Origin of the sequence: Moorena sp. SIO3I8 (genome assembly GCF_010692325.1) — a bacterium.
GTDB lineage: Bacteria > Cyanobacteriota > Cyanobacteriia > Cyanobacteriales > Coleofasciculaceae > Moorena.
Map to the genome: position 1 here is coordinate 1 of NZ_JAAHHW010000168.1, position 11139 is coordinate 11139.

General features: G+C 44.3%; 7 protein-coding genes, 1 tRNA gene and 1 pseudogene. 3 read left to right on the plus strand and 6 right to left on the minus strand.

The window, feature by feature from the left end:
- Both F6K51_RS33095 and F6K51_RS33100 read right to left on the minus strand, forming a co-directional pair.
- The coding region (locus F6K51_RS33095; protein WP_293029010.1) for a DUF928 domain-containing protein at nt 1–435 on the minus strand (435 nt) is incomplete at its 3' end.
- 75 nt (nt 436–510) lie between these two features.
- Nucleotides 511–3126, minus strand: coding sequence for a CHASE2 domain-containing protein (locus F6K51_RS33100; protein WP_293029013.1), 2616 nt, complete (start codon nt 3124–3126; stop codon nt 511–513).
- A gap of 351 nt (nt 3127–3477) precedes the next feature.
- On the opposite strand from F6K51_RS33100, the gene F6K51_RS33105 reads away from it, so the two are divergent.
- A tRNA-Val gene (locus tag F6K51_RS33105) sits at nt 3478–3549 on the plus strand.
- Nucleotides 3550–3809: 260 nt separating this feature from the next.
- Here the strand turns inward: F6K51_RS33105 and F6K51_RS33110 are convergent.
- Nucleotides 3810–4622 (minus strand): sulfotransferase domain-containing protein, encoded by an 813-nt coding sequence (locus tag F6K51_RS33110; RefSeq protein ID WP_293029016.1) that lies wholly within the window; start codon nt 4620–4622, stop codon nt 3810–3812.
- Between the two features lie 15 nt (nt 4623–4637).
- The gene (locus tag F6K51_RS33115) at nt 4638–5849 is read right to left on the minus strand and encodes a transposase (protein WP_293029019.1); all 1212 of its coding nucleotides are present in this window, start codon (nt 5847–5849) and stop codon (nt 4638–4640) included.
- Nucleotides 5850–6266: 417 nt separating this feature from the next.
- On the opposite strand from F6K51_RS33115, the gene F6K51_RS33120 reads away from it, so the two are divergent.
- Nucleotides 6267–6422 (plus strand): hypothetical protein, encoded by a 156-nt coding sequence (locus F6K51_RS33120; RefSeq protein WP_293029022.1) that lies wholly within the window; start codon nt 6267–6269, stop codon nt 6420–6422.
- Here F6K51_RS33120 and F6K51_RS33125 read toward each other — a convergent pair whose 3' ends face one another.
- Entirely contained in the window at nt 6423–8969 is a 2547-nt protein-coding gene (locus tag F6K51_RS33125) for a glycogen/starch/alpha-glucan phosphorylase (protein WP_293029025.1), read from the minus strand.
- A 130-nt stretch (nt 8970–9099) separates the two neighbouring features.
- Nucleotides 9100–10836, minus strand: a complete 1737-nt coding sequence (locus F6K51_RS33130) for an alpha/beta hydrolase (RefSeq protein WP_293029027.1) — start codon at nt 10834–10836, stop codon at nt 9100–9102.
- Here F6K51_RS33130 and F6K51_RS33135 point away from each other — a divergent pair.
- Nucleotides 10835–10921: pseudogene (locus tag F6K51_RS33135) on the plus strand (helix-turn-helix domain-containing protein); the annotation flags it as partial. The gene F6K51_RS33130 and the pseudogene F6K51_RS33135 overlap by 2 nt on opposite strands.
- Nucleotides 10922–11139 lie beyond the last annotated feature (218 nt).

Genomic DNA, 11139 nt, shown 5'->3' on the forward strand with positions numbered 1-11139 from the left:
AGGTATGCTAAACACACCAGACCGACTTGGCAAAGTAACAGGGAGATATTTTGGAGCAAGCTTGGTGTTAGTTTTTGAATCCTGCAAGGAAAATTCCCCAGAAAGCCCCCTCTCAACAGGTTCAGATTGATAGGAAACATGAACCCAGATAGTCGGAGACTCATTAACTGTCAATCCCCTACTATCTTTAGCGATCACAGGAGTCATCCTAAGGTTTCCTCCCATTTCAGAAACAGCCATAGGACAATATCCACGATTACCTGTACCTCGCCTACGTCCGCTCGGCGCATCACCTGAATAATCTGGCTGTTTAAACTCTACTGCTATAGATTCAGCCCTATTGCCAGTGGATTCCATCAATTGCGCTTGTGCTGGGTAGCTAGTGAGAGTCGTCAGAGCAAACGCAATCCCATAAAGCAGTTTAATTTTAACCATTCTCAACTCCGATGCTTTTGCCAAGGAAGATGCTGGCTGGGTCTCAGAAGTTCCCTTTTTGCATCAATCTAAGTTTCACATCTGATTGGAACATGGTGTATAACGTACTACCAAAACCATACCCACCGAAGTAAGCACCAATACCATTGCTGATGGCACCAGCGGTATCCAACCCCCTTGCAAAATAAACAGATAACAAATGCCATACAAAGCACCAAGTGCCACTCCCGTCGAGATTACCAAGCCACTTAGGAAATGCATACCCCTAGCCTGGCCTGAGCGGAATCCCATTACCAAACCAATTACACTTCCTACCACAGACCAACCCCAAATCCACAGCACTTCTGTTGATTCTGACCAAACCCACAACAAAGGTCGATTATCCAGAACCGCACTCAGGATTTGACTTACCATATGTCCTTGAATCACCACTCCTGGTGTTCGCTTCTCGCTCAGGGACTGACTGGCACTGTAAGGGGTGAGCCAGTAATCACTACTGGTATTAATTGGACCGGCTATACCAACAAGAATAATCCGACCCTTCAGTTGGGACCTGCGCTGGGGCGGAATCTTATCATTGAGAATATCGCCAACATTGACTGTTAGTGCAATATCTTCAGGAGAGCGACGGGAACGGTAATTTAGCAAGATTTGTCTACCTGCTGCATCCACTCTGTGGTAGCCACCGGTATCAGAATTTAATTCCTTCAGCACAACAGTTTTACCGTTACCCAAATGTGGCGCATCAATCCACAATTGCTGATTTGATGTGTAGCCCCATTGGATACCCTTAGCATTTAGATAGTATAGGGCTAGTAGCAGGCTAAGGTTATTCTTAGCAGTACACTTATCAGTCAGGTCTGGTGAGTTCAGAGATAACAGATGGCGACGGAGGATTCCCCCTTTGTCAGGTAAAGCATCACTAAAACTAATCCGATCTGGCCGAATTTCCAGGGGTGGAGAAATCCCTTCGGTGTCCCCAGCCTTAGCATCTTTAACTTTACAGATACCAAATAAATTCTTTTGTCCCAGGTAAGTTGCTAGTTTAGGGTAAGCTGGATCCACCGGAAAATCACGATAGATATCTAAGCCAATCGTGACTGGTTCATACTCCTGGAGTTTCTCAAATAGCCGAGTAAGAGTATGGTCTGATAACGATGCCCCATGCTTGGGTTGCTGTTCCTGATTTTTAATATCCTCTGGGGTAGCCTTAACAATCAACAGACGCTCGTCCCGCATTTCATAGGGTCGTTGTCGCATCAGTTTGTCAAAAGCTTTTAGTTCAAGCCCTTCCAATAGTCCCAACCACCGCAATCCCATTACCAAAGCCATGGCGAATACACTAGCCTTGAGTAACAAAACGCGATCGCACCATAGTAAACGAATCGGAAACGAATGGGATGGTTTGTCGGAGCTAGTTTGGTCTGAAGGAGTAGGGGAGGTACTGGGCAATGAAGTTTGACCCCCTGCTACAGCCGATCGCATCATGTGTTGACCCTCTGAAGAGGTTTGTGACCCATGAGCCTGACTGGAGCTACCTGAAACAGAAGGGAATTGATTGCGATCGCGCAACTGTTGCCAAGTCGGCGGAACAACAGCCGGATTTTGGCAAATCACTGGTAACCAGCTAGCACCAGGATAGTTATCTTCCCACCCTTGCAACCGTTCCCTAGCTTCCCGCACTGCCAAATATAAGGATTTTCCACCAGCAAATGCCGTTAAAAAGGACTTCAAAAACTCCTGTGCCACTCGATCGGGCACCGGCTCCCGCATCACAATCAACTGAGGAATATGTAAATCAGCCAATTCCCGTGCCAATCCCAAGCCATCGCAAGAGTTGAAAATTGCCAGTCTCAAACCACAGGTAATAGCTGTTCTCAGAGCATGCTTTAACTGGGAAATCGTTAAGCTATCAGTTTGATTAATACTTATGTAACCGGTTTTAGCATCCGCCCCACTCCCGCTATGTCCCGCAAAAAACAGGATATCCCATCCCTGTTTATCCCAAAGCTGGTGGTTAAGCTCTTGGCGTTGTGGCTGCACCACAAAAACAGTTTCCGCCTCTGGTAACTGCTCAAGTAAAGCGCGGTCTTTTTCAACCTCAATCCCTTCACTATTTCCTAAAATTCCTAATACCCTAACCTGACCCGTTGACTCTCGAGCTGGCGTTCTGACTCGCTCATACTCTTGGCTACTCAACGCCACTTCTGTCAGCGGGTAATCTTCAAATAAACGCCACAAATGCCAAGGCAATCGTCGCACTTGGTCATCTTCCGCCTCGATAATCACTCTAATTTCCTCAGACGGCATTAGTTTAGTTCGCACTCGCCGTTCAATCTTGTGAAATTCTTCAGCATTGAGCCAGGTATTAATTTGCTCTTCTAACTGTTGAGACAGATTCCTAAACTCAGCTTCTGAAACATTAGTGATACTAACGTCATGAATTTCCAGACGGAGATCGCACCTGAAGCCTCCGTAGAGTGCTGCATACATTAATTGCCAGCGTTTGTAGAGTTTAGGCAGTTCCGGTGCAGCAGGCAAACATCCAGTAAACTGAATCGGATTACGATGATCTGTTTCCCAAAGTTGAGCGATAACAGTAGGAAAACCTTCCTGACAATTTCCATTTCCCAGTTTTAAGACTACTAACTGACTCATCGATACAGCGGTTTGCAATTCAATTAAGTACAAAGTTCTGGGTTTTTAGGGAGCAGGGAGCAGGGAAAAGGGAAGAGGAAAGAGTGAAAAAAATCCTGTCTACCTGATAGTTAGGCAACCCACTGTTTATAGGGGTCTAACCATTAAAACTCTTGCGATGCTAATGTAACATTACTTACTTGTGTTTGTCAACTCCTAAATTGGTGGTATAAAAATGCTATAGTGTAGTTTTAAGATTTTATATCTAGATTGATATCTAGCTTGATCCACAGCTGACTGATTCACCATCAAGGGATATCAGAAAAGTCAGCTTTTCACGCAAACATTAGTTGTCACGTGACCGTAATTTGTGGTATACTGTAAAGCTAGTGACTAAAAAAGTATGGGCGATTAGCACAGTGGTAGCGCGCTTCCTTCACACGGAAGAGGTCACTGGTTCGAACCCAGTATCGCCCATGGGTAAGCATATGCGCACTTATCACAGGCTAGAAGCCTGTTCCACCCGCACAGAATGCATGGGTAGGGTGGGCAAAACCTTGCCCACCCTACAGGTAGCGTTAAATTGAGGGATTTGCGTAAGTCCTATCTGACTTCTAGCTAGTTTGTGGCGCAGGCTTCAACGCTGCGACATAACTCAGATTAAATGAATTCTGACCTGTTTTCTTCAATAGCTGTTCGCGTAGCGTACGCGTAGCGCTTAAGCTGACTACTTACACTCAAACAGTTAACCAAACCGAAAGGTCTCGTTGAATCAAATCTTGGAGTTTGAGGATATCATCACGATAAAATTCCAGCAACTGTTGCCGTTCCTCTTTAGAAAGAGCAGCTTTTTTCTTATCAGTTGAGTTCATGTTAATTAGCGCCAAACGAACAGTTTGCCTCACCTCCAGCGGCAGGATGTACCTTAGTCCAGAAGCCACCATAGTTCTGAGGGGATTTTGTTTACGCAACAGATTATTAACCAATTTTACTTTAGGAATTTGAGCCACTTGAGCTTTTTTGGATACATCCGGGATAAACGTTTCATCTACTCCAATGAATCGATAAATATCCTGGAGCAAAGCCACGTAATTTTTACATAAATCATCGTACAGATAAACTTTTATTTTATGTCGATTAAACTTTTCAAAAAAATGTTTCAGTTGATCATTATATAGTCCTTTTTTTAGGGTAAACGACCCCTTATAGCGAAACTTAAGCTGTTCCGATAATGGTTGAACCTTACCCGCTACATCCGTCGCTTCCCGAACGTGCATTAAATAATCCGAATAAGCTCGGTCTATGGGATTTCTTAGAATAGCAATCAGTTGAACATCCGGCAAATAGCGCAATATTAGTTCAGAAGATGATTTATAATGAAACAAATAGTTAGGGGATGCTTCACCAATCGCTATTTCATCCTTAACGTCTTCGAAAAGTTTACAATATTTTTCAAAGGTATCAATTCTATTTTTGTTAGGAGTTATTAGTTCTGGAGGCAACTTTCCCCAATCTTTTTCAAAAAAATTGGTTTCCTTAACCGGACTCATTTGACACTCCCCGGTCTAAAGACGCGGGGATTCTTCACTCAACGATCTAACTTGCTCGACCAGGCCGGAACCAGGAAGAGTAGAGGTCGGATCTCCTGAAGCGTTGGGATCAATGATCCAAGTTCCGGTGTGCCCCACCGTACTCAAGGCTCTTTTTAGGATATTTATGGCGGCATTATGATCTCTATCTAGTTGACAACCACACTTACAGGTGTGAGTCCTGGTTGATAGAGACTTTTTAACAACCTCACCGCATTCTGAGCAATTTTGGCTGGTATAGGCGGGATTTACTGCAACCGTCACCTTCTTAAATTTTGTACCAAAATGCTCCATCCATTTCCTAAATTGATACCAACCTGCATCATTAATAGACTTAGCAAGACAGTGGTTTTTAGCCAGATTCTTAACCCTTAAATCTTCATAGGCGACCAGATCGTTAGATCGGACTACGCAGCGCGCCAGTCTCTTGGCGTGCTCTTCGCGTTGCCTACTTATTCTAAGGTGATGTCTACCTAGTCTATTAACTGCTTTTCTGCGATTGGATGAGCCTTTCTTTTTTCTAGAAACTCTGCGCTGATAGAACTTAAGGCGTTTCTCTCCCGTCCTGTAAAAACGGGGGTTAGGTTCAGTATTCCCAGTGGAATCAGTATAGAACTCTTTTAGTCCAACATCTAGACCAACAGCCGTTCCAGTTGGTTCTAATTCTTCTTTGATGTTAACTGAAACACAAAACTGGACATAGTAGCCATCAGCTCGACGAACTATCCGAACCCGCTTAATCTGTTTTTTGTCAAAACGCCATAAGTCCCATGTACCTTTAAGTTTGAGCTTTCCAATCCCCTTTTTATCACTAAATGTAATTGATTTCTTGTCAGGGGACAACTTCCAGCCAGACTGCTTATACTCTACTGAACGGCAGTTTTTATGGAATTTAGGAAAACCTTTTTTGCCGGGTACCTTTTTCTTACAGTTATCAAAGAACCGAATGATTGATGACCATGCTCTTTCGGCACTAGATTGACGAGCCGTAGAGTTCAATTCATTGGCAAAAGGGAAATTATTGGCTAGGACTGCACTGTATTTGTTAAGGTCAAATTTATTAACCCTTTTATTGTCCATCCAGTACCTGAGACAGCTATTGCGAATGAATTGAACAGTCCGAATAGCCTCATCAATAGCGGAATATTGATGTTTCTTCCCTTTTGCTTTGAACTCCAAGATAATCATCAGTTTCGACCTTAACTGTTTCTACTTTTATTCTACAACAACCAGGCTAAGATTCTGGATTTTCCTGGAATATTTTTCACAGGCGGCTAAAGCCGCTATTCGCTTTCATCCCGGAGACGAAACCTTAAAATAAGGCAGCCTTAATCATAAAGTTTTAACCCTTTTACCCATAGCCGACCAACCATAAAGGCTGCCTTATTTTTGCGGTAACTTCTGACCCGCTCGCTTTGTGACGGGGTTTTCAGCGTTTAGACTTTTATAAACTTGAGGGTTTTGCGTTAAGTAGTTATAAATAGAAGTTGTTCCTGCCTTCTGCACACCTATAATTAAAGGAATAGGGAATAGGGAATAGGGAATAGGGAATAGGGAATAGGGAGTAGGGGTAATAAAATTTAATGTACCTCGTACCCTATAAAAATGTTTCCCATCTCCCCATCACCCCATCACCCCATCTCCCCATCACCCCATCACCCCATCACCCCATCACCCCATCACCCCATCACCCCATCACCCCATCACCCCATCACCCCATCTCCCCATCTCCCCATCTCCCCACACCTCCCGACTCCCTAATTAAGGTAGTTCACTTATTCGCTTCAACCCAGCAGAGTCCTGGTCGTACTCGTCTAGGTCAACGGAAATCGGCTCAACATTCCAGATGTTCTGACCATACTCCCGAATCGTGCGGTCTGAAGAGAATTTGCCCATATTCGCCGCATTAATAATCGACATCCGAGTCCAGTGATGCTGATCCCGATAGGCTTGGCATACTTGCTTCTGGGTATTCACATAGGACTGGTAGTCTGCCAAAAGCAGGTACTCATCGCCGTACAGTAGGGAATCCACAATTGGCTTAAACAGGTTAGGATTACGGGGATAGAAGTACCTAGAGCCAATCTGATCGATTACCTGCTTGAGCTCTTCATTGTTGTTATAGTATTCTTGCGGGTTATATCCCTCAGCCTTGAGAGCGTATACTTCCTCAGTAGTTAAACCAAACAGGAAGAAGTTGTCTGCTCCTGCTTCTTCTCGGATTTCAATATTAGCACCATCCAAGGTACCAATCGTTAACGCTCCATTCATGGCAAATTTCATATTGCCAGTTCCAGAGGCTTCCTTGCCAGCAGTGGAGATTTGCTCTGAAAGGTCGGCTGCTGGGTAAACCTGCTCTCCGAGGGAAACCGAAAAGCCTTCTAAGAAAACTACCTTGATGCGATCGCTTACATCAGGGTCATCATTGATAACCTCTGCTACTGAGTTGATCAACTTAATCACCAGTTTAGCCATGTAGTAACCCGGTGCTGCTTTGCCAGCGAAAATAAAGGTTCGGGGCAAGATATCGATAGAGGGATTCTCCTTGATCTGGTTGTAGAGAGTAATGATATGGAGTACATTCAACAACTGACGCTTGTACTCGTGAATCCGCTTTACTTGAACATCAAACAGGGAATTAGGATCAACTTTAATATTGTTGTGTAGCAGAATATAATCCGCAAGGTTGTGCTTGTGCAGCTGCTTAATCTTGCGCCAGCGATCGCAAAACTCAGCATCATTAACAAACTGCTCTAACTGTTTGAACTGGTCTAGATTAGTAACCCAACCCTCTCCAATTTTCTCAGTAATCAGTTCCGACAGTTGAGGATTACTCAGCAATAGCCACCGACGGGGTGTGACCCCATTGGTCATATTAATAAATTTATTTGGCCACAATTCATAGAAATCTTGGAGCACATCCTTCTTCAGCAATTCCGTATGCAGTGCGGCCACCCCATTAATAGCATGGCTACCTACACAGGCTAAATGAGCCATCCGCACAGACTTATCAGGTCCTTCTTCAATCAAGGACATTCGTCTGAGCCGGTCATTATCACCTGGATACTTGGCACGCACATGATCCAAGAAGCGACGGTTGATTTCATAGATAATTTCTATATGCCTCGGTAATAGTTTCTCAAATAGGCTAACTGGCCAGCGTTCCAAAGCCTCTGCTAGCAAAGTATGATTAGTATAGCCAAAGGTGTTCCTAGTGATATACCAAGCTCGATTCCAGCTCAATTTGTACTTATCCAAGAACAACCGCATCAGCTCCGCCACCCCAATTGATGGGTGAGTATCATTCAGCTGAATCGCAATTTTCTCATGGAACAGGTCGAAATTACTATTAGTTCGTCGATAATTATTAATAATATCCTGAAGAGAACAGCTAACAAAGAAATACTGCTGCTCTAGCCGTAGTTGCTTCCCTTGGGAAGTGTTATCATTGGGATAGAGAACTTTCGAGATATTCTCGGAATAGATCTTTTCAGTCACAGAGCCAGCATAGTCACCGCTGTCGAACACCTCAAAATCAAATTCCTCACTGGCACCAGCACGCCACAAACGCAGGGTATTGACCGTATTTTTCTTGTAACCAGGCACTGGTATATCGTAGGGAGTACCCAAAACCTGCCACTCCGGAACCCAACGCACCCGATAGCGCCCTTCATCATCCTTGTAGGATTCTGTCTTACCCCCGAAATTAACCTCAACCGTTAATTCTGGGCGTCGGATTTCCCAAGGGTTGCCGAAGCGTAGCCATTTGTCAGGACGTTCAACTTGAGCACCGTCAATGATCCGCTGGTCAAAGATACCGAATTCATAACGGATGCCGTACCCAACAGCAGGAATTTCTAACGTTGCCAGGGAGTCCAGGAAACAAGCAGCCAAGCGTCCTAAACCGCCATTCCCTAGACCAGGCTCAGCTTCCAGGATTTTCAGGTCATCTAGCTCCAGCCCAGATTCGTGGAGAGCTTGGCTGAGCCGATCATATATTCCCAAGTTGAGCAAGTTATTAGTGAGCTGGCGACCCATCAAAAATTCTGCTGACAGGTAATATACCGTCTTAGCATTTTTTCTAGTATAGGTTTCTAAGGTTTTAATCCACCGCTGAAGTAGCCGGTCTCTTACCGTATAAGCCAGAGCCATATAGTAATCGTAGGGTGTAGCCAAAAACTGATTTTTACCCTGGATATAATAAAGATTATCAGCAAAGGCTCGCTTAAGGGTTTCCACCGACATACCTGTACGGTCATCTTCTACCTTAACCTTGATTTGTTGTGTGAGGTTGGTAGCTTCCTTCATAGTATGGCTCATCCTGACCAAAAACTTGTCATTCTATTATGAATTCTGTTTGGTGAGAGAGTAAGGATGGACGGTCATTGGTGAATTATCATTCTCTGTAGTAAAATCACCAATTTGTAACACACAGTTCCTACTTGAGTTGATTTTCCTGCAAAGACTGGATCAGAAACAGATTCAATGGGTCTTGACTAATCTCTTTCACATAAGACTCACTGAGATAGGAAGCATATTGGGGTTGTTTAGCAATATAGGTTTTGAAAAAAGCGGTACTAAGTGCCATCAGGTAAGGACGAGCGATCGCAGGATCTGGCCCAATCAATTCAGGTGGAACCGGTAAGACACCCTCTCCTGCCCCACCCAGGTAGGAAAAGTGAGTACCTGCTTCTGTCACCACTAGATAGTTTTCTGGGGTAGTTAGCCAGCTGAAGGGGGTAATTTGTTGTTCTACAGGTGGCGCAAAGATGTCTCTGATACTAGAGACCATCATGACCGGAACCTGAATTTGTGACATCCCGGCTTCACCAAAGATCGGGTTGCTGAGCGGATTAACAGCAATCACTGCTTTTACCCGTTCGTCTCCCAAATTATAGTCTTCTGGGGGTAGTTGAGTACCTCGACACTGGAGTAGCAGGGATACATCTAAGGATAAATTGTTCTGTCGAGCAGCATCACACTCACTAGTAAGCTGTTCAAAATTGAGCTTAGCTCCTCCTAGAGCAAGAACAGTATAGCCTCCGAAGGATTGACCAATTACTCCCACCTCTTCTAGATTCAGCCTGCCAAACTTACTCGGGTCAGAATTAGCTTTAGCGGAAAGTTCATCTAACAAATACTTCACATCCAGAGGACGATGGATGATCGCAGTAGGATTGAGGGGAGTGGCGAAGCCAGCAAAGATTTGATTAATGCGTTCGGAACTAGTACCAATATGCTCCGGGACCGCAACTGCAAAACCGTAAGATGCTAAATGTTTCGCTAGATAGGCAAAGGTATTGCGGTCTGAAGCCAAACCATGGGAGATAACCAGAGTTGGAATCGAGCCTCTTATTGCTCCTTGGTCTGAAGACCTAGGTAGATAAATATCAACGGGAAACGAAGCTTGACGCTCAGAGTTATAAACCTCAAAGGTTTCTTTACGCCAACCTATTCCTCCAGAATTCCTGAGATCTGCTTGTGCTGAGAAATTAAACGATGTTGAGCCTTCTCCCTGTAGTTGTGCCCGATTTTTAATGGCACTAAAGACAACATCATTTACCACAAATAGCCTTGATAGCTCATCAGTAACATCAGAAATTAGTTCCACATCCAGGTAAATAGTTTCTAGGGAAAACTTACGCAATACATTAATAACGCTCAAGCCTTCTGGATCCGAAGCTGCCGAAACTAAAGCACCCCGCAAGGGATAGAAACCATTGCGATTAAAATCTGCTTTTATTACATTCCCCAATCGGCGCAGTAAGGTTTTCCCCACCGGTAAGCGAGTGAACAAATAAACATATCTGGGAGAAATATTAAATCGACTATTTAGTAGAATCCGCAGTGCTGCTAATTGTGTTGGTGTAGCAAAGTTGGCATAATAGGCAAATTGCCTTGTCATTGTGCCATCTTTAGCAAAAATTTCCAAGTCTTCAATCCCAATATTAAATTGTCCAAAGGGAGAAACGAAGAAAGTAATTCGCTCTGCTCCTAGGGCAGGAATTGCACTGAATGTAGATACTAGACTCAAGCCTAGGGATAGGGAAAAGCGAGTTAACCACTGGCGCAGTGGGTTAGAATGAAAGGATTGGGTGCTCACTTTAGCTGCTCGGGAAAGACTAGGGGAGTTGGTAATAGTTAAGGGAAAACCTGTGACAAGATCATTAAACATGTACAAAGCTCTCAAGACCAAACTGAAACTGAACAACCAACACAAAACCCTGATGGCACAACATGCTGGTTATTCTAGATGGGTCTAAAACTGGGGACTAGGGCGTGTTTTCAAAGTTTTCCGCAAGATATTAGATCCCCCCCAGCCCCCCTTAATAAGGGGGGAGCCATACTCGCTCATCCCCCTTTTTTAAGGGGGATAATGGGGTATCTCCGAGGGGGAGCCATACTCGCTCGTCCCCCTTTTTTAAGGGGGATAATGGGGTATCTCCGAGGGGGAGCCATACTCGCTCGTCCCCCTTTT